Raw genomic sequence first — 19,562 nt, 5'->3', positions numbered from 1 at the left:
CGACGGAAGTTACTGTTTCACACTTTTGCCAATGGCAATCAGGTTCTCTGGGGTTTGAAGGCCCAAAACCTTTTTCAATATTTTACCATTGCCGTCAATAAACAGCAGGGTAGGGTAGGCTTCCAACGGATAAACCTGTGACAACGCCGGACCTTCGCCTTTTTCCATATCCATTTTTACGTTGATAAACTTCTCATTGTAGAAGTCGCCAACGGCTTTTTTCGTGAATACGTTTTTCTGGAGCAGTTTGCAGGGCCCGCACCAGCTAGCGTAGGCATCCAGGAAAATGACCTTTTTTTCGGCTTTGGCCTTCTTTAAAATTTCTTTCCAGGAAGCCTCTGTGAACTGAATGCCCGCAGCATCATCGCTCAAAACATGCTTGCTGTCGCCTGTCCGGTGCACTTTTGGTGGATTAGGAGCAGCGTGGGTCGGTAAGGAGTGAACGCCCACCAGCAGAATCGCCAGTAGCCAAATAACTTTTTTCATAGTCGAACCGGAGAACCGGCGGTCTTTATGGTTTTCGGGATGATAACGAACGAACCGGCAACTTTCGTTTCCGCTCCTACGTCGTTTTATAGAACATAGTTAACGGATAGAACGGCAAATTACAAATCGCGTGCCATTCTCCTTAATCTTTCCGAACTTTGCGGCCGTTTTAGTCAATCATACTATGCCTGTTAAGCAAGCCGAATTTCTCGTCAGCAACTCCGACCCGTCCCTCTGTCCGAAGCCCGACCGACCCGAGTACGCCTTCATTGGTCGTTCGAATGTGGGCAAATCGTCGCTGATCAATATGCTGACGAGCCGGACGTCGTTGGCCAAGATTTCGGGAAAACCCGGTAAGACTCAGCTCATTAACCACTTCCTGATCGATAATGAGTGGTATCTGGTCGATCTGCCCGGTTATGGCTACGCGCAGGTAAGTAAAACCGAGCGCGAGAAGTTTGCCGCCTTAATTGATGGCTACCTGACGAGCCGTCCGAACCTGTTGTGCATCTTCGTGCTGGTCGATGCCCGTATTGAGCCGCAGAAGATAGACCTCGATTTTATGGCCAATCTGGGCGAGCGGGGGCTGCCCTTTGTCATTGTCTTTACAAAGACGGAAAAATTGAACGCCACCAAACTTCAAACTACGCTGGCCAATTACCGCACAAGATTGCTGGAAGAATGGGAGGAGGCTCCGCAGTTTTTTGTTACTTCTGCTATTACAGCCGCCGGGCGTGAAGATCTTCTCTCGTTTATACGGCCCTTGAATGAAGGATACAAAAAATAAAAAAGACCGGGAGTAGTTGCCGACAGGGCGACAAGCTGGTTAAGTAACCTTTCGCTCTTTCAGCCTTAAAAGACAATACACGCAATAAAACACACGTTACCAATTTACAAAGTCTCTCTATGGAAGCATTAAAACAGATTGCCAATGTGGCTGGCTACAGCGGCCTCTACCGAATTCTAAAACCCGGCCGGGCGGGCGTTATTGTTGAGTCTTTGGATGAAAAGAAGGCCAAAACAATGATGGGCCCAACGGCCCGTGTATCGGTCCTGAATGATATTTCGATTTATGTAGACGATGATGAGGAGCAATCAATGCCATTAGGCGCTGTATTGACCGAAATCAACGCAAAATATGGCGAGAACTTACTCGTTGACCCAAAAGGATCAAACGAAGAGCTGGCTGATTTTATGGCATCGGTTGTGCCCGCTTATGACCGTGACCGTGTTCGTCCGGCCGACATCAAAAAGCTAATTATCTGGTATGGTATTTTGCGCCAGTATGCGCCTGATGTGTTTGCCCCAGCGGTTGAAGAACCCACCGAAGCAGCACCAGAAGCAGCCGTGGCAACTGAAGACGCAGCCGTCGAGGAAACGCCCGCTACTGAAGCGCCTGTCGCAGAAGAAAAGAAGGCCGCAAAAACCTCAAAAGCGCAAAAAGCTTAAACATACCTTGTCGTACCGGGTTAGGTAATCAGGTAAGACGAATAAAATTCTTCATTTTCAGTGAGAACAGAAAAGCCGCGATGACCCTTGGTTTCGCGGCTTTTTAGTGTGCTGTAGGTGGTAAGTGAGCACTTACCACCTGAGTTTAATCTACCGTGCTTAGTTTCACCGTGTTGGTGCGACGGGCCTGCGTGAGCGGCATGCTGAGCGTATTGATGAAAATATCGCCCGAGGCCAGGTGTTTCTGGCTGACAAGCGTTTGCTTAATGCCTTCTACCGTCTGATCAATTGTCAGATTCAAATCTGGCTCGTAAGGCATCACCTGAACGCCCCAGTACAGACCCAGTGTGTTCCGCAGCTGAGCATCATTGGAGAAAACAAACAAGTCAGCTTTCGGGCGGTGGTGCGACAGGCGCACGGCGGTATAGCCGGAATTGGTGATTCCGATAATGGCTTTTGCTTTTGTGTCACGTGCTAAACGGCAGGCGCTCATCACCACATTATCGTTGATGGCGTTTTCGCTTGGGTGCTCGTTTACCTGAGCGTGGTACCGATAATAGATCTTATCGGTAGAGGTTTCAACCTGTAGAATAGTGTTGGCCATGCTTTCGACGGCCAGAACCGGGTATTTCCCCGAAGCCGTTTCGGCACTTAGCATCACGGCATCAGCGCCATCCATTACCGAGTTGGCAATGTCGTTGATCTCCGCGCGGGTTGGCCGTGGGGAGTCAATCATGCTTTCGAGCATTTGCGTTGCCACGATAACGGGTTTTGCGGCCCGGTTGCACTTCTCCACCAGCATTTTCTGAATCATCGGAACCTCTTCGGCCGGTAATTCAACGCCCAGGTCACCCCGAGCGACCATCAGGCCATCCGTAGCGGCAATGATTTCGTCGATATTCTGAATGGCTTCCGGCTTTTCGATTTTGGCGATCACGCGGCTATTCTTGCCTCTCGACCGGATGTATTCTTTGATTTCGAGAATTTCGGAGGCTTCACGAACAAACGACAGGGCAATCCACTCGGCATCGTGCTCCAGGCCAAATTCCAGGTCGGCCCAGTCCTTCTCGGTTACGGCAGGCATGGAGACTTTCGTGTTGGGCAGGTTCACGCCTTTTTTGGATTTCATGGAGCCGCCGTAAACGACTTCCGTAACGACATCGGTGCCTTCTGTCCGGAGTACTTTTACTTCCAGTTTACCATCGTCCATCAGAATGCGTTCGCCCGTATGCACATCGCGGTACATATCCTTATAAGGTGTGCTGACCCGCTGGGCTGTTCCGATGATATCGTCGTTGGTGAAGACCAGCTCCTGGCCCGCTTCGATCAACACGCCATCTTTATTTTCAACATTACCGATGCGGATTTTTGGGCCCTGCAAATCCTGTAAAATACAAAGATTGAGGTTATGCTCTGCATTCAGTTCGCGAATGCGGTTGAGCCGCATCAGGTGATCTTCGTGGGTGCCGTGGGAAAAATTGAGCCGGAATACGTTTACTCCTGCTTTGGCTAAGGCCAGTAGTTGCTCTTTCGTTTCGGAAGCCGGGCCAACAGTAGCCACGATCTTGGTTTTCTTAGACATGAGGGGCGGAAAAAAATTGGGCAAAATTGGCCAATAGCCAGTGCAAAAATAACCGGCTGGTCTGATAAACGGTGGTATTTGTGTAAATTTTACGAGAAGCCTTCCTCTACTCCCTTCCCAAGTGCCCTCGATGAGGGCGTTGTAAAGCAGAAAATTGTGATGCGCTCAACCACTTGTCAGTCCATCTGCCGTCGTCAATACCCTCTGTCCGAAAAAAGTGTTGTTAACGTTGAAAGTTGACTGTTTCCGAAGGGAATTGTCAGTTGACGTCTTGTATTGGCTCTCCGGTATGCTGACGCAGCCATAAGTCACCGTTCTTTGTTCTTATTCTGGCCAAGTGCCCCTGTTCAGTCAGGTTCTGCAAATACGCTTCGCTGTCTGGCCGTGGAACGCCCGACAGTTCCGAAAATTCACGTGCGGTCAGAGAAGGGTAGTGAGCGAATAAACTCGGCCACTGGCTGTCGATCTCGTTCTTCTGCGCTGAAGCGTATATTTTTTTAAGCGCATCCTCATATACGCTGTAGTGCTTGGACCCGTAAACGAATTCCTGCTTACCCGAATCATCTACGAAAAACAATGACGGAAACCCCCGAACACCTAGTTCCTTCCCAAGTTTTAAATCGTTCGCAAAGTATGTTTGAGCTTCCCCTTCGTAGTCTTTTTTTAGCTGAACAACGTCCAGCCCGACCGATTGAGCCGCAGCTTCAAGGTGCTCCCACCTGGTGATATTCTTCTTTTGCAGGAAAACCATCTCCCTAATTTTACGCAGGAAGTGGACAGCCTTCTCCGGGTTTTGCAACTGGGCGGCCTTGAAAGCAATGGAGGGCGGGTAGGAGGAATTGAGCGGATCTTCCAGCCATATATCCCCGTCAATGGGCATGTCGTAATGATGACTTACTTCGTCCCAATGATGAGCCACATCGGACGGTTTACTAATGCCACCGCTGTTATAGCTCCAATCGGGCAGTAGCCCTCCCATTCGGTAGTCCACTTCCAGAGAGTGACCATATTCGAGTTTTAGTTTGCGCAATTGGGGCTCGATCCCCCAACATGATGAACAGATCGGGTCTGTGTAATAAATAAGTTTGACAGGCTTTTTAGTCGGAGAAATAGCCTGCACTGGTGACGCTGGTAGTGAATCGGGAAGTTCACACAGGCCGGTTTCTATGGCGCATAAAAGCGGATTTTGAGTTTTATTGTCCATCGTGGTTTTAGTTGGTTAGGTCGTGCATACAATGACCAGACCCATGTTGCATTAAAAAATTTCGTCTATCTTGATCTTCCGATGCGCAATTCCAGCAGGATTACCTTTGTTTCCTCTGAATAAATGGGTTGATCGGCGCATCCTGAATCCCTGCTCAATTAAAGACGGATACTAGCTGATCGTCCAGTTCCAGTCGTATCTAATAGGTAACGGCAAAGTTGGGCAGTGTATAGGGACGGATCAATTAGTCAAAAAAAGTTGACTATGGAAAAAAATCAAAAAAGTGAAAATCGTTGCCCGGCTGAAGAGCTGTTGAAAATACTTTCCGGAAAGTGGAAGCCTCAGCTGTTTAAGCTGGCCTTAGATGGTCCGTTACGCTTTGGTTCGTTACTGCGTCAAGTGGAAGGGGCCAATAAACAGTCGCTGGCTACTTGCTTAAAAGAGCTGGTAGAGGAAGGGTATCTGGACAAAGTGGTCATCAGGGACAAACCTCTGCATATTGAATATTCCTTGTCAGAGAAAGGGAAGATGATCATTCCAGTCTTTGAGCAATTGGAAATTCTATAAAATAGCCCCTCCAGTTCAAGCGTCTCTTAAAATGGGTATGGGTAATCCCAAACTCATTTGATTTTACCCCATTGCGCCGAATGAACCGCTTCTTTATATGAGTCTTGAATGTTGAGTACCCTAACGATTTACAGACAGTCTACATCGGTCACGATGCTGACCTGGCGCAAACCCTTGTCGGTCAGGATGTCGTTGATGCGGTCCTGAATGAACGTCTTTACGGCCTTCATGTTTACTTTCTCCCGCTCGATTTTGATCAGAATGTCGTACAAAAACTGATTACGAATCCGTTCGACCAGCGGTTCTTCGGGACCTAAAACGCGGCTACTTCCCAGCGCATCGGTTAGTTCAGTGGCCAGCCGACTGGCGGCCTGTTGACTAATGGCGCGGTCTGTGTGCCGGACGGTCAGTTTGATCAGGCGGCAGAAGGGTGGGTAATTAAAGTTCTGCCGTTCCTGAAGCTCTTCCTCATAAAGACCTTTGTAATTGTTGTCGATCACTTTTTGCAGAACCGGCTGCTGGGGGTTACTGGTCTGGATGAGTACCGTTCCCTGCCGCCCCGCCCGTCGTCCGGCCCGCCCGCTCACCTGCGTAATCATCTGGAAAGCCCGTTCGGTCGCTCGGAAATCGGGAAAGTGAATAAGCCGGTCGGCATCGAAAATACCAACCAGACTAACATTGTCGAAGTCGAGGCCTTTCGTAATCATCTGGGTCCCGACCAGAATATCGACTTGCCCCCCTTCAAATTCCTGAATGATTTGCTGATACGCATTTTTGGCCCGGGTCGTATCCAGGTCCATCCGCAACACCCGCGACTGGGGGAAGAAAATCTGCAACTGATCTTCCAGCTTCTCGGTCCCGAAGCCAATGGTTTTCACCTTCGTTGAGCCGCAGGTGGGGCAAGTGCGCGGAACGGACTCTTTATGGCCGCAATAGTGGCAGCGCAGTTCCGCGTCCCGCTGGTGGTAGGTCAGGCTAACGGCGCAATTGGGGCACTCGGCCGTCCAGTCGCAGTCTTCGCATTGCATGTAGGGTGAATATCCCCGTCGGTTCTGAAACAGAATGCTTTGTTCTTTCCGCTCCATATTGGCTTCCAGAGCACCCAGCAGCGCCGACGAAAACTCATTTTTCATCGTTTTTTGCTTTTTCTCCTGCTGCACATTGACCAGTACGATATTGGGTAATGTTGCCGCACCAAACCGCTGAAACAGTTCAACCAGCCCATAGCGCCCCTGTTTGGCCTGGTAGTAGGTTTCCAGTGAGGGCGTTGCCGAGCCAAGCAGGACTTTTGCCTGCTGCCAGTGGGCCAGCATGATGGCCACATCGCGGGCGTGGTAGCGGGGCGCCGGGTCGTGTTGCTTGTAACTGGTTTCGTGTTCTTCATCGACGATGATCAGGCCCAGGTTGTCGAAGGGCAGAAATACCGCCGACCGCACCCCAACCACAAACTGATACTGCCCGGAGACAACACCTTTCCAGACTTCTACCCGCTCATTGTCCGAGAATTTAGAGTGGTAAATTCCCATTTTATCGCCAAAGACCCGCTGCAGCCGAACTACGATTTGGGTCGTCAACGCAATTTCGGGGAGCAGATACAGTACTTGTGAGCCGCCAGCCAGGGCTTGCTGAATAAGGTCGATGTAGACCTCGGTCTTGCCACTTCCGGTAATACCGTGGAGCAGTACGATGTTCTGGTTATCGAACTGGCTCATGATCTGGATCGAAGCAGCCCGTTGAGCGTCCGTCAATTTTATTTCTGCCTGGGGCGTTCCGGCGTCGGTATCGGCAAAGCGCGGCTGGATAACCTCAAACGTTTCGAATACCTGGTTTTTGATCAGCGTCGACAGCGATGACTGGGAGAGCTCATCGTCCTGATTCAGAATGGTTTTATCAAGGCCTTTCTGGTTGAGCGAGGGCGTACGCTGCATTGGGATATGGCTCAGATAGCGCATCACGATCTCCTGCTGTTTGGGCAGTTTTTCGAGTCGTTGCAGCAGAACCAGAAGCTGCTCCCGTTCTTCGTACGTGCGGTGCAGGCGAACCTTCCGAATCATTTTCGGGACGTATTTTTCCCGGACTTCCTCAAAGACAATAATGGCCTTTTTGCCCACCAATGACTTGATCAGAGCGGCTACGTTACTGCCTTCGCCCATGAGCCGCTCCAGTTCTTCGTAGGATAAGGCCGAGTGTTTTTTTAGCTCTGTCAGTAAGGTTGTTTCAAAGTCGGTGAGTAATTCAGGATAGTCGAAATCGGGATTGAACTGCACCTTCGACTGGCTCGAAATTTTCAATCCTGACGGTAAGGCGACATTCATTACCTCCCCGATACAACACATGTAGTACTCCGAAATCCACTTGAAAAGCTCAAGCTGGTAACTTGTGGTTAACGGATACTCATCAAGTAATTCATTGATGTAACGGGCCTGATAGCCCGTTGGTGGCGTATTATGAAGCTTGGCAACAATGGCGGTAAGGACACGGCCATTCTTTTTTCCAAAAGGAACAATAACTCTGGCACCAATTTTGAGAACCTCCGCCATCCCACGGGGAACGCGATAAGTAAATAATTTGGGGACAGGGATCGGTAAAATCAGATCGGCGAAGAATGTGATTTCTTCACTTTCGAATGGTAAAAATAATGTATTGGCTTTGTTTTCCACAATAAAGACGAACGTCAAGTAAATATACATACAAAACGACTCGCCACTGGCAAACCTTTTGCCTAAAAAGGACTGATCTATCCGGAGGTGTTAACACATTTAGTAAAAAAGGAACAGTGTTGTGATTTATAATGGCCTGTTTAGTATACATAGGTATATTTTTTTGCTGGTTATGGTGGTAACATATTTCCTGATTAACTAACAGCCTCTTTTTATGAGACAACTTTACCGGTTTGTGGCCTTTTGGGCTGTTTTTGCATGTATTGGAACGGCACATGCTCAAGTGAAAGGAGTCGTCTTTCGAGACTATGACCTGAATGGAGTTCGGTCTGATACCTTACCCATCGAGCTTGGCGTTGCCGGGGTCATGGTTCGTGCATTCGTTGACCTGAATAAGGTGCCTATTCAGACGACGACCGATGCGCAGGGTAACTATGCCTTCAGTGCTGTTGATGTGCCGGCAGGAATGCCGGTACGGATCGAATTCAGCAACCTGCCAACCGGCGATTACAACGGTCCTTCCGGTAGTGGCAGCGGGACCAGTGTGCAGTTCACAAAAGCGCCTGCCGTCAACGTAAATGTTGGTATCAATTATCCCGCTGACTATTGCCAGCCCAAAGGTGTGCGGCTGGTCGTTCCCTGTTATGTTAACGGAAATACGCAGATCACGACGGATGCGAATGGCAATCCCGTGCCCGATGATAAACAGGCGGCTAAGGCCGATGTGCTGGTTGACATTGCTTATCAGGCAAGTGGCGTGGCAGGTGCCTCTAATTTTCCTCCGGTTCATCTGGCGTCCGGCAGTCAGACAGGCGCTGTCTGGGCGTTGGCTTACCAGCGCCGGAGCAAAAAAATGTTTAGTGCAGCCGTCGTCAAACGACACATGAGCTTCGGGCCCCTTGGTTCGGGAGGAATGTATGCCACCGACATGACCACCCAAACGACGTCCAATTTTTTAGATGTCAGGACGCTGGGCATTGATACCGGCGACGATCCGCATAGTGGTCTTTTCGGCGATAAAACCCTGACCAGTACAGATCCAGGGGCTATGCACGCCGTTGGGCGGCAGAGTTTCGGGGGAATGGATATGTCGGAGGATGACAAAACCATTTATTTCATTAACCTCAACGACCGAAAGTTATACAGCATTTTTGTCAATTCACCAGCCGTGACTCCCTCCTCATCTGGCGCTGTCAAATCGTGGTCAATTCCTGATCCTGGCTGTTCAAACGGCGATTTTCGGCCCTGGGCGCTCAAAGTATACCATGGTAAAATCTATGTAGGTGTGGTTTGTTCGGCCGAAACGTCGCAATTGCAAACGGACCTGAAAGCCACAATCTATCGGTTTGATCCGAACGAAGCGACACCGACGTTTGAAGAAGTATTATCCTTTCCGCTCGATTTTCGCCGGGGGAGCGCCGATTTGACCACCGACCCGTTGAATCCGGATAATACGTGTGCTAAATACGATCATTGGTTGCCCTGGACGGATGCCTGGCCAACACCCTGCGGCCTGGGGAACACCCCAAATTTTGTTATGTATCCGCAACCCATTCTGACCGATCTGGATTTCGATGACGATGGGTCTATGCTCATTGGCTTTATGGATCGGTTTGGCAGTCTTGCCAGCGTGGCTAACCATGATCCGCAAGGAAATGGCTTTTATGATGGTTTTACGGCGGGCGATTTGCTGCGGGCCTATGCTACTAACGGAACGTATGAGTTGGAAAAAAATGGCAAATCGGGTCCATTGACTGGTAGCGGGGTGGGAAATGGGGAAGGGCCGGTTGATGCCAGCAACGTAGGGGGCGAGTTTTTCGGCAATGATAAGTGGTTCTTTGTGGACCATATAGCCCATGCTGAAGTAACCAATGGTTCACTGTCGTTTATTCCTGGTTATTCAGAAATATTCACATCGGCTTTCGATCCAATAAGCAATGTCTACCAGTCGGGTGGCCTGAAAGTATTTAACTCAAAGACAGGATATACGAACCGGGACTATGTCCTATTTACGCTCGAAGGCGTACCCGGTTCGTTTGGGAAAGCCGGTGGTTTGGGAGACATAAAAGCGCTATGCGATGCGGCTAGTGTTGAAATTGGGAACCGAGTATGGTTTGACGACAACCGGGATGGTATTCAGGATGCTTATGAGCCGGGTATCGATGGGATTGTACTGACGTTGCACGATATGGAAAATGGCGGCTCCCTGATAGCTACCCAAACGAGCCACGATGGTGGTCAGTTCTACTTCAATAATAGCACCGTGCCCGGTGGCCTTCAGTATGACCACAAGTACGAAATACGAATGGATACGCTCCAACTGTCGACGTTAGATATTACCCTAGCGGGGGCCAAGCCTCTTGCATCGGCTGGCGGTCGCCTGGCGGCCCGGAAAGGAATTGCCAGCTTACAACGATATTATACCGTATCACCGGCTAACCGTGGAGGTTTTACGGATGCTGATTTGCGCGACTCGGATGCCAACCTGATTGGTGGCTCGGCCGTCATTGCCGTAACAAGCCTGAATGCTGGTCAAAATGATTTTACCAATGACCTTGCGATCTATTCGTGTCCGGAAGTCAAAAATGAAAAAGATACCATTTCACTCTGCCCGGGCATAAAACTTGATTCGATTGCTGCTGTAGGAACTTATCTATGCCGGGTTGATTCTGTCCGGTTCGTTTCGTTCAGCAGCCCCCAGTCGGGGACGGCCATGTATGGCAGCGGAGGTGTGGTGCTGGGTACAGTGTCACCCAATGCCGCCACGGGCCGCGCTGTGCTTATGAACCCTTTGACCAACACGTCGAGCGGTTCGTCTAATCAATACATCTATGCCATTATTTACCCAATGCCCGAGAATCCCGCCTGTCGCCAGTCGTCGGTCACTGTGATTCGTCTCTTGCCCTCGCTTGTAACTCAGACCACAGGGGGCATACTGACCTGTTCGCAGCCCGCCGTAACACTGGCGGGTGTGGCCCAGCATGGCGATGGCTCGCCAGCGGCTCAGGCCAGCTACAGCTGGATTGGGCCCAATGGCTTCACTGCTTTGATTCAGAATCCAGTCGTTTCGGTGGCGGGTACCTACACGCTGACGGTGAGTGACCCGGCCTGTCCGGCTAGTTTCACCACCGCTACGGCAGAGGTGACATCCAACACGGTCGTGCCCCCGTTGAGCACCTCGGTGGTGGCTAAGCTCTGTCCCACCTGCACGGCCACCATCTCCGCCAGTGCCCCTGGTGCCAGCCTCATCTGGACAGGCCCTAATGGCTTCGCCGCCGTCGGTGCACAAGCTGATGTGCAGCTCGATGGAGTGTACAGTGTGACGGCCACGGGTAGCAATGGCTGCTTTGCGACAGCTCAGGTTAGCGTCGTGCCCAGCTTCTGTCCCAGTCTGAGCAATGCCGTAGCGTCGGTGTCCCTCTGTTCGGGCAGCCAGTTGGACTCACTGGTGTCGGGGAGTCAGTACCTGAGCGCAGGCGAGTCTGTGCGGTTCGTTTCGTTCAGCAGCCCCCAGTCGGGGACAGCCATGTATGGCAGCGGAGGTGTGGTGCTGGGTACGGTGTTACCCAATGCCACCACGGGGCGAGCCGTGCTTCTGAATCCAACTTTGACCACAACCAACACCACGGGTGGCGTGTTGAGTCAGTATATTTATGCCATCGTGTTTCCTACTCCTGCTCTGGTGGCGTGTCGGCCGTCGGCGCAGACCATCATCCAGATTGCCCCCTCGCTGGTGGCTAAACCCATGGATGGTGTGCTGACCTGTTCGCAACCTTCTGTAACGCTGGCGGGTGTGGCTCAATATGGCGATGGCTCGCCAGCGGCCCAGGCGACCTATAGCTGGAGTGGGCCCAATGGCTTCACTGCTTTGATTCAGAATCCAGTCGTTTCGGTGGCGGGTACCTACACGCTGACGGTGAGCGATCCGGCCTGCCCCGCCAATCAGACAGCAGCCCTGGCCGTAGTACTGGCCGATACAACCCAACCAGAATTGACGGCTTTTGGGGCGGCTTTAGCTTGCGTTGGTTGTAGTGCAACCCTTTTTGCCGAAGCGCCGGGTGCTACATTGCACTGGACTGGGCCAAACGGGTTTACGAGTACAGAAGCTGAACCAGTCGTAACCATTCCGGGCGAATATACCGTAACGGCAATAGGAATAAGTGGTTGTCGTGTATCCTCAACTGTAGACTTGTTGCCCGTCGACCGGGACCCCTGTGCCGATAGTCGACCTAGTTGTATACCCTTCACAATCAGTCGTATAAAATAAGCGGTCAATAGGGGTGTTAAAATCCATACAGTAAGTCCACATCGAGTTTCTACAAGGATATGACTCATCTTGATAGAAACTCGATGTGGACTTACTGTATGGATCTATGGATACATGTACCTGACTGTTTTTATGTCCGTTGCTGATAAACTAACACGCTGACTCGCAAACGGTGAGCCATCCTTCTTCGTCATTGTAGGCTGCCCATTTTTAGAAAAATCATACGAGCCGTAAAGCATAATCGAACTGAAGTCGAGACCTCCCTGATAGTCGAATCCATCCAGCCCCCGTTGTGTATATGTCTGAAAGTCAGATTCATATCCGGTGGCTATATTGGCTGTGTTGATTGTTACGTATGTATCCCGGTCAACACGCGCGTGTTCATGCCAGAGCCCTATGGTATGGCCAATTTCATGGATGGTATTTCCTGTAGTACAATTGCTGCCCAGGTTTATGTACTGCTGGCTCCCTGAAAAGCCCACGTTCGATGAACAGCCAGCGCCTACCCGAAAAAGTACATACCCACGTTCTGTTGTGCGTTGAATGAAGCGGATGGGTGTGTTGGCTTCCCAATGAGCAATGGCGTCTTTTACGCGTGCCTGATTAGGAAGGGCGGGATCAATGGAATAATAAATGATTTTGTTCGGCCAGCGGGATGAGGCTTTTAATCGCCCCGTGCCATCCATATGTACGTCATTTCGCTCCTGTAAACTGGCTGGAGATAAAAGGATATCGCTCTCAAAGATAGCCTGGTCGCCAATAAGCTGATAATTTATTTTTTGTCCATCGAGATAAGCACTCTGCAAGGCTCCCCGCTGGTTGGGGAAAGCCTCTTCAGGCCTTGAGACGTGAGATACTGGGCTCATGAAGTCCGGAGCTTTTTCGGCTGGATCCTGTGAGCAGCTAACCAGTGTAGCTGCAAAAGCGTAGGGAATGGTAAGATAAAAATTAGCTTTCATTGTTGAGGTGAGTTAGAATGTAGATGTAAACGGAATGGTCTACACTATGTTTATTTACGTAATTGATAAAAGTTAGATTTATAAGATACTATTAGTTCAAATAGTTTATATATGCTCGTTTAGGCAACCTATTGATAATGAGCACAAAAAAAGACTAAAGCTTAATGGTTCGTCTTACCGAATATACTTATAGACTGATTTTATTGTCTTTTTTTTAACTATGAAAAATGGAAATAGTGGATATTTAATATTTATAATACGGTAAATTAATTACTAATAAGTTATTTATTAGTTTTCTAGAATAGCGATAATAAGCTACCTGACAAGTAAGAGTGGAGATAAAAAGAATAGCTGAAAATTGCTTTGTAAAAGACCGGACTCGCGCAACCTTTGAGGACTTTTTGCTTGTTAAGACAATGGGTCGTGCCTGTGGGACATGCCCGTATGAACTATCGCGCGTTATCGATCACTATATGCAAACATACGATGTCATTATTGTTGGCGGAGGCCCTTGTGGGCTGGCGGCTGGCATTGAAGCGGCTAAAGCTGGACTAACTCATTTAATTCTGGATATGGGTAGCCTGACGGAGTCCATCCGGCAATATCCACGCCGTATGCGGTTCTTTTCAACCGCTGAAAATATCGAAATCGGTGGGCTTCCTTTTGCCATTTCAGACGTAAAAGCCGGGCGCGACGAAGCCCTTCAATATTACCGCAAAGCAGCCGCCTATTACCATCTGAACTTCGAGCTGTTTAAGGAAGTCTGGGCCGTACGCAAAGAAGGTGATTTGTTTGTGGTGACAACCACGGCTGGCGAGCACTTTCAGGCCCGAAAAGTCATTATGGCAACGGGTTACTTTACCCGGCCCCGCTGGCTTAACATTCCCGGCGAAAATCTGCCGCACGTATCCCATTACTACGACGAACCGTTCAAATACTCGTTCACCAATGTCGTGATCATTGGCGGGTCGAATTCGGCCGTCGAAGCCGCATTAGAGTTATACCGGCACGATGTAAACATCACGGTGGTGCACCGGGGCGATGACTTCCGGAGTACAGTGAAATACTGGCTGGTTCCGGATGTAAAAAACCGGGTGAAAGAAGGAAAGATAAAAACAGCCTTCAACTCCGTGGTGACGCAAATCAACGGAAAGTCAGTTATGATCAATAACCTGAAAACAGGCGAAGAAACGGAACTTCCGGCCGATTTTGTCCTGGTCTTAACGGGGTACATTCCGGATGCAGACCTGCTGCGTCGATGCGGGATTGACCTTGATCCAGTTACGCAGGTGCCCAGCTATAATAAGGAGAACTTTGAGACCACAGTGCCGGGTCTATACGTTTGTGGTACCGTTATGGCGGGCATCTATACCGAAAAAGTATTTATTGAAAACGGCCGCGAACATGCCCGGGCCATCATCGACCACATTATGGGACGGGAAGTACACAAGGTGGCCGAGTTGATTCAACGTATTTGAGTGTTTGCCGGGGCCGCGCAGTCGGCTGGCCCCGGCAAACACCGATGGGTTAATTCGACAGAACCTGATTGGCAAACAGCCGTCTGACGGTAAACCAACGGCGACGCGATACGGGCAGAACGCCCCCCGACCGTAGGTGAACCAGTCCTCCTTTGTCCGGATCGATGCGTTCCATCCGATCTATATAATGAAGATTGACGATGCAGTTACGATGCAGGCGAACGAACCAATTGGCAGGCAACTGAGGTACGTAATATTTTAACGTGCGGGGCATTAGTATACGCTGGCCGTCCTTCCAGTGGAGCCAGCTATAATTACCGGTTGCCTGTAGGAACATGAGGTCTGATATTGGAAAGTCAAGTTGCCCGCTAGACCGCACATACATTTTCAGTGCGCCGGTAGGCACAGTAATCGATGGGGTAGGGTAGAGGTTATTATTCATAGGCTTGCGCGTAAGGAAAAGTTAAAAACGTTGCTCAACCAAGACAGTTATAAGTACACTTATCTGAGAAAGATCAAAAATAATCGTTGGTAAAGACCCGGTAAGATTTATGTTGTCAATCGCTAAAGATCGTAGCTGAATAACTGTATATCGTTGGTAAACAACCGAAAGCCCACCTACAGCAATGGCTATAGATGGGCTTTCGGTTGCTTACGTTAAACGGATCGTCAGATCGTCAGTGCGTGATGCTTGCGGTTGAATATCCGGTAAATAATCGGGAAGATAAGCAACGTCAGGATGGTAGCCGTAAGGAGTCCACCTATAACAACAATCGCGAGTGGTTTCTGGGTTTCCGAACCAATACCTGTTGACACCGCTGCCGGTAATAACCCAATGGCCGCCATGAGGGCAGTCATAACCACCGGCCGAACTCGCGACCGAACACCCTCCCGAATGGCCTCGTCGAGCGGCATCCGGGCTTTGCGGTTGTTGTTGAACACCGAGATCAGAATAACGCCGTTCTGTACACAGATACCGAACAGGGCAATGAAGCCCACGCCGGCCGAAATGCCGAAGTTCATGCCTGTTGCGTGCAAAGCCAGAATTCCACCAATGAGGGCGAACGGAACGTTGAGCAGCACCAGCCCCGCATCTTTGGCGCTTCCGAACAGAATGAACAGAATCACAAATATTGTTGCCAGACTAATGGGTACAACCTGCCCCAATCGGCCTGTTGCCCGTACCTGATTTTCAAACTCGCCGGTCCAGCTGATGCTGTACCCTTTGGGAAGATCCTTGATCGCTTCGCTCACTCGTTGCTGCGCTTCGGCAACGGTACTGCCGAGGTCGCGCTCCCGCACCGAGAACTTCACACCGACAAACCGTTTGTTGTTATCGCGGTAGACAAAGGCTGGTCCCGTAACTTCCCGTAAGGTGGCAATTTCGCGCAGCGGTATTTTATCCCCGCGAAGAGTGGGAACCATCAGCCGCATGATATCATCGCCGGTACGCCGGTAATCTTCGCCATACCGAACCCGAATGTCGAATTTCCGTTCGCCTTCGTATAGAATAGAGGCTGTTTTACCGCCAATGGCCATTTCGATAACGGATTGAGCATCAGCCGTCGTTACCCCGTAAAGCGCCATCTTCCGGTCGTCGAACAACACGCTGATTTCCGGCTGGCCAATGTTCCGCAGCACACCTACATCTTTTACCCCTGGCACATCGTGTATGGCCTCCGTTACCCGATTGGCATACTTTTCAAGCTCGTCCAGGTCACTCCCAAAGATCTTGATTCCGTTGCTGGCCTTGAAGCCTGCTACGGCCTCGGCTACATTGTCAATGATGGGTTGCGAATAGTTGTAATTAATGCCCTGATAGCTTTTGAGTTTTGTGTCCATCTCCTCGATCAGGCCATCGACTGTAATGGTGCGTTTCCAGTCTGTTTTAGGCTGGAGATCGACCTGGAACTGGCAGAAGTAGAACCCATTGGGATCGGTACCGTCATTGGAGCGGCCGGTTTGTGAGAGGATTTGCTTTACTTCCGGAAATTTCTGTAAGTCTTCCCGGATGGAACGCGCCATCTTTATACTTTCGGGCAGTGACATGCTCATCGGCATTTCGGCCGTTACCCACAGCGCTCCTTCGTTGAGGGTCGGCAGAAATTCCGAGCCTAAAAGCGTTGAGGAGAAAAAGGTGGTGGTCATGAAAGCGATGCTAGCGAATAAACTCAGCCGTCGATGGGAAAAACACCAGGTAAAACCCGCCATCACGGTTCGGTCGAAGAAGTTGACCAGCGGATTGTTCTTTTCCCTAACGTCTTTCTTAAGCAGGATCGAGCACAAAACGGGTACCAGCGTTAGGGTGAACAGCAGCGCGCCTAACAGGGCAAAGCCCAGCGTCCAGGCCAGGGGCGAGAACATCTTTCCTTCAACTTTCTGAAACGAGAAGATAGGCAGCAGCGCGGTGATAATGATCAGTTTGGAGAAGAAAACGGCTTTGCCTAACTCACCACCGGTTTTTTTTATGAGTCCCCACTTCGCCATTTTGTTAAATCTGGCCATACCGACCCGATGCGCCTGGTGGTCAAGCGTGACAAAAATTCCTTCGACCATCACGACGGCACCATCAACGATAATCCCGAAATCGACGGCACCCATAGAAAGCAGGTTCGCTGACATGCCCCTCAGTTTGAGGCACATAAAAGCAAACAGCAATGCCAGCGGAATAACGATAGAGACAATGATGGTTGTGCGCCAGTCGGCCATAAACAAAAACACAACGACCGTTACCAGAACGATACCTTCGGTCAAATTATGCAATACTGTTCGGGTACAGAACGAGATCAGGTCGTCCCGGTCATAAAAGGTAACCATTTTGACATCGGAGGGTAGAACGCGGGTGTTCAAATCTTCGATTTTGGCTTTTACTCGTTCCAGTACCTCACTGGGGTTTTCATTTTTACGCATGACCACGATGCCTTCCACAACATCGTCGTCGCTGTTGAGCCCCACCTGCCCCACCCGCGGCAGATTCGATTCGGCCACCTCGGCCACGTTTTTAACGAGTACCGGATTGCCTCCCAAATCCTCAACAATCAGGTTCTCGATGTCGGCAATCGACGTAAGCAGGCCGATGCCCCGCACGACATACGCCTGTCCATTTCGTTCGATCACATCGCCCCCCACGTTGATGTTGCTGCGCGTTACGGCCTGATAGACTTCCAGGGGCGTGATATCATATTTAGCCAGTTGAGTGGGGTTAACCCGGATTTCGTAGCTTTTTTCCCGTCCGCCGAAGGCGACCACATCGGCCACGCCCGGCACGCTGCGCAACTGGCGGTCAATGACCCAGTTATGGAGCGTCAATAGTTCGCGGCTGTCGCGGTTGGGCGACGCGAGCGTAAACCGAAAAATTTCGCCCGTGGGACCATACGGAGGCTGCACTTCCGGATCGACGCCCTCGGGCAGCGATACGGAGCGAAGTTGGTTATTGACCTGCTGGCGGGCAAAAAAGTCATCGACATCGTCGTCAAAAATAATCTTGATGACACTCAACCCAAACATGGTAACGGAGCGAACGCTGGATTTGCGTTGCACGGAGTTCATGCCGATCTCGATGGGGGCGGTTACGAAGCGCTCGATTTCTTCGGCCGAGCGGCCTTTCCATTCTGTTACGACAATAATTTGCGTGTTTGTGACATCTGGAAACGCTTCGAGTGGCGTGGTGAGGTAACTGGCGACACCGGCAATGATGAGGCCGATGGTCATGAAAAAGATGAAAAAGCGGTTTTTCAACGAAAAACCCACTACGTTACGGATGAAGGCATTCATAGCTTAGTTGGATGGGTGGGTTAATCATTCAGCGCATCGTACACCAAAAGTTGATTTTTGGCAATGACGCGTTCGCCGGGTTTGATACCGGTGCGGATATAGGCCACATCGCCCAGGGATTTCAGCAGCGTTACTTCACGGGTTTCAATGTCGGTGCGGCTTCGGAACACCATGACATAGTGCTTGGATTTGTCGAAAATGACCGACCCCGCGGGTACCGTGGCCATTTGGCCACCATCGTCATAGCGAATGGTGACGGTAGCATGCATTTCGGGGCGCAATTTCAGGCCCGGATTCGGGAGCCGGATGCGTACCGTCATGGCCTTCGTGCCGGGGTCGAGCACTGTGTAGAGCTTATCGACTTTACCCCGGAAAAGCTCATCGGGATAGGCCAGGGTCTGCATCTCGGCCGTCATGCCGGGCTTCACCCGGCCAATGTCGCTTTCATTGACATTGGCGAGTACCCATACGTCGCTGATTTGGCCCACTGTAAACAGGCTATTGGCATTATCCGACCGAAGCTGCGTACCCTGATTTACGTTTTTCTGGATGATATAACCATCAATGGGCGCTTTGACGATGTAGGTCGATGATTTGCTGACGCCATAAATTCGGTACACTTCTTTGATGCGACTCACTTCGGCCTGGGCTCGTTCCAGTTCTTTCTGGGCCGCAATGACTTCACGCTGGGAGTTGAGTTTGCTCTCAAACAGATCCTGCGCTACCCGAAGGTTCTTTTCGGCCAGCAGTAAATCGGCTTCGGCCTGGGTGTTCTGGCGTTCGAAATCGGCCACTTCCCCCGACCGTATAGTGGCCAGCGTCTGGCCTTTCCGGACATAATCGCCGAGTTCTACTTTTACGCTTTCGACATTTCCACCCACCAGCGGAAACACCTCGATCACCCGGTTTTCGTCGGCAATGATTCGCCCAACGAGGGTCAGTTCGCTACGCAGGGGCTGGGTGCTGGCGGTGTCGATCTGAATACGGCTGAGCATCGTATCCGACAGCATGAAGGCGGTAGCTTCCTGAGGTGCCGGTTTGGGATTACAGCCATTCATAAGAATAATACCTGTAATCAGGATAAAGAAAATACGTAAGCGCATGGGAAACATAGCGTTTGTTATCAAAAAATAAGG

13 protein-coding genes are annotated in these 19,562 nt (G+C 50.5%); 5 read left to right on the top strand and 8 right to left on the bottom strand.

Annotation, left to right across the window (positions count from 1 at the left end; translation table 11 throughout):
* Nucleotides 1-9: 9 nt before the first annotated feature.
* A complete protein-coding gene (locus ACYVAM_RS30045; RefSeq protein WP_461073853.1) occupies nucleotides 10-486 on the bottom strand; it encodes a thioredoxin family protein in 477 nt (158 codons plus the stop codon).
* Between the two features lie 184 nt (nucleotides 487-670).
* Here ACYVAM_RS30045 and yihA point away from each other — a divergent pair, with 184 nt between their 5' ends.
* Together yihA and ACYVAM_RS30035 are read left to right on the top strand one after the other, a co-directional pair.
* Nucleotides 671-1,273: a ribosome biogenesis GTP-binding protein YihA/YsxC gene (gene yihA / locus ACYVAM_RS30040; protein ID WP_461073852.1), complete on the top strand. Its 603-nt coding sequence runs from the start codon at nucleotides 671-673 to the stop codon at nucleotides 1,271-1,273.
* A 119-nt stretch (nucleotides 1,274-1,392) separates the two neighbouring features.
* Complete coding sequence (locus tag ACYVAM_RS30035; RefSeq protein WP_461073851.1) at nucleotides 1,393-1,935, top strand: DUF5606 family protein; 543 nt, start codon at nucleotides 1,393-1,395, stop codon at nucleotides 1,933-1,935.
* Between the two features lie 145 nt (nucleotides 1,936-2,080).
* On the opposite strand, the gene pyk is transcribed toward ACYVAM_RS30035, so the two are convergent.
* Nucleotides 2,081-3,517, bottom strand: a complete 1,437-nt coding sequence (pyk, locus tag ACYVAM_RS30030) for a pyruvate kinase (protein ID WP_461073850.1) — start codon at nucleotides 3,515-3,517, stop codon at nucleotides 2,081-2,083.
* A 259-nt stretch (nucleotides 3,518-3,776) separates the two neighbouring features.
* Nucleotides 3,777-4,721 (bottom strand): ClpXP adapter SpxH family protein, encoded by a 945-nt coding sequence (locus ACYVAM_RS30025; RefSeq protein ID WP_461073849.1) that lies wholly within the window; start codon nucleotides 4,719-4,721, stop codon nucleotides 3,777-3,779.
* Between the two features lie 264 nt (nucleotides 4,722-4,985).
* Between ACYVAM_RS30025 and ACYVAM_RS30020 the strand changes: the two genes are divergently transcribed.
* The gene (locus ACYVAM_RS30020; RefSeq protein WP_461073848.1) at nucleotides 4,986-5,288 is read left to right on the top strand and encodes a winged helix-turn-helix transcriptional regulator; all 303 of its coding nucleotides are present in this window, start codon (nucleotides 4,986-4,988) and stop codon (nucleotides 5,286-5,288) included.
* Nucleotides 5,289-5,416: 128 nt separating this feature from the next.
* Here the strand turns inward: ACYVAM_RS30020 and priA are convergent, their stop codons facing one another.
* A complete protein-coding gene (gene priA / locus ACYVAM_RS30015) occupies nucleotides 5,417-7,978 on the bottom strand; it encodes a replication restart helicase PriA (RefSeq protein ID WP_461073847.1) in 2,562 nt (853 codons plus the stop codon).
* A 184-nt stretch (nucleotides 7,979-8,162) separates the two neighbouring features.
* On the opposite strand from priA, the gene ACYVAM_RS30010 reads away from it, so the two are divergent.
* Nucleotides 8,163-12,215, top strand: a complete 4,053-nt coding sequence (locus ACYVAM_RS30010) for an SdrD B-like domain-containing protein (RefSeq protein ID WP_461073846.1) — start codon at nucleotides 8,163-8,165, stop codon at nucleotides 12,213-12,215.
* Nucleotides 12,216-12,319: 104 nt separating this feature from the next.
* Here the strand turns inward: ACYVAM_RS30010 and ACYVAM_RS30005 are convergent, their stop codons facing one another.
* Nucleotides 12,320-13,174 carry a M12 family metallopeptidase gene (locus ACYVAM_RS30005; protein ID WP_461073845.1) on the bottom strand — a complete coding sequence of 285 codons (855 nt, stop codon included), beginning with the start codon at nucleotides 13,172-13,174 and terminating at the stop codon, nucleotides 12,320-12,322.
* Between the two features lie 473 nt (nucleotides 13,175-13,647).
* On the opposite strand from ACYVAM_RS30005, the gene ACYVAM_RS30000 reads away from it, so the two are divergent.
* Complete coding sequence (locus ACYVAM_RS30000) at nucleotides 13,648-14,652, top strand: YpdA family putative bacillithiol disulfide reductase (RefSeq protein WP_461073844.1); 1,005 nt, start codon at nucleotides 13,648-13,650, stop codon at nucleotides 14,650-14,652.
* A gap of 49 nt (nucleotides 14,653-14,701) precedes the next feature.
* Here the strand turns inward: ACYVAM_RS30000 and ACYVAM_RS29995 are convergent, their stop codons facing one another.
* From ACYVAM_RS29995 to ACYVAM_RS29985, 3 genes are all read right to left on the bottom strand, one after another.
* The gene (locus ACYVAM_RS29995; RefSeq protein ID WP_461073843.1) at nucleotides 14,702-15,094 is read right to left on the bottom strand and encodes a LytR/AlgR family response regulator transcription factor; all 393 of its coding nucleotides are present in this window, start codon (nucleotides 15,092-15,094) and stop codon (nucleotides 14,702-14,704) included.
* Between the two features lie 227 nt (nucleotides 15,095-15,321).
* Nucleotides 15,322-18,426, bottom strand: a complete 3,105-nt coding sequence (locus ACYVAM_RS29990; RefSeq protein ID WP_461073842.1) for an efflux RND transporter permease subunit — start codon at nucleotides 18,424-18,426, stop codon at nucleotides 15,322-15,324.
* A 20-nt stretch (nucleotides 18,427-18,446) separates the two neighbouring features.
* Nucleotides 18,447-19,529, bottom strand: coding sequence for an efflux RND transporter periplasmic adaptor subunit (locus tag ACYVAM_RS29985; RefSeq protein WP_461073841.1), 1,083 nt, complete (start codon nucleotides 19,527-19,529; stop codon nucleotides 18,447-18,449).
* Between the last annotated feature and the right edge of the window lie 33 nt (nucleotides 19,530-19,562).

The sequence above is a fragment of the Spirosoma horti genome (genome assembly GCF_054776595.1).
The sequence above is the reverse complement of the archived record's forward strand: the minus strand, read 5'-3'. Positions and strand labels throughout refer to the sequence as shown.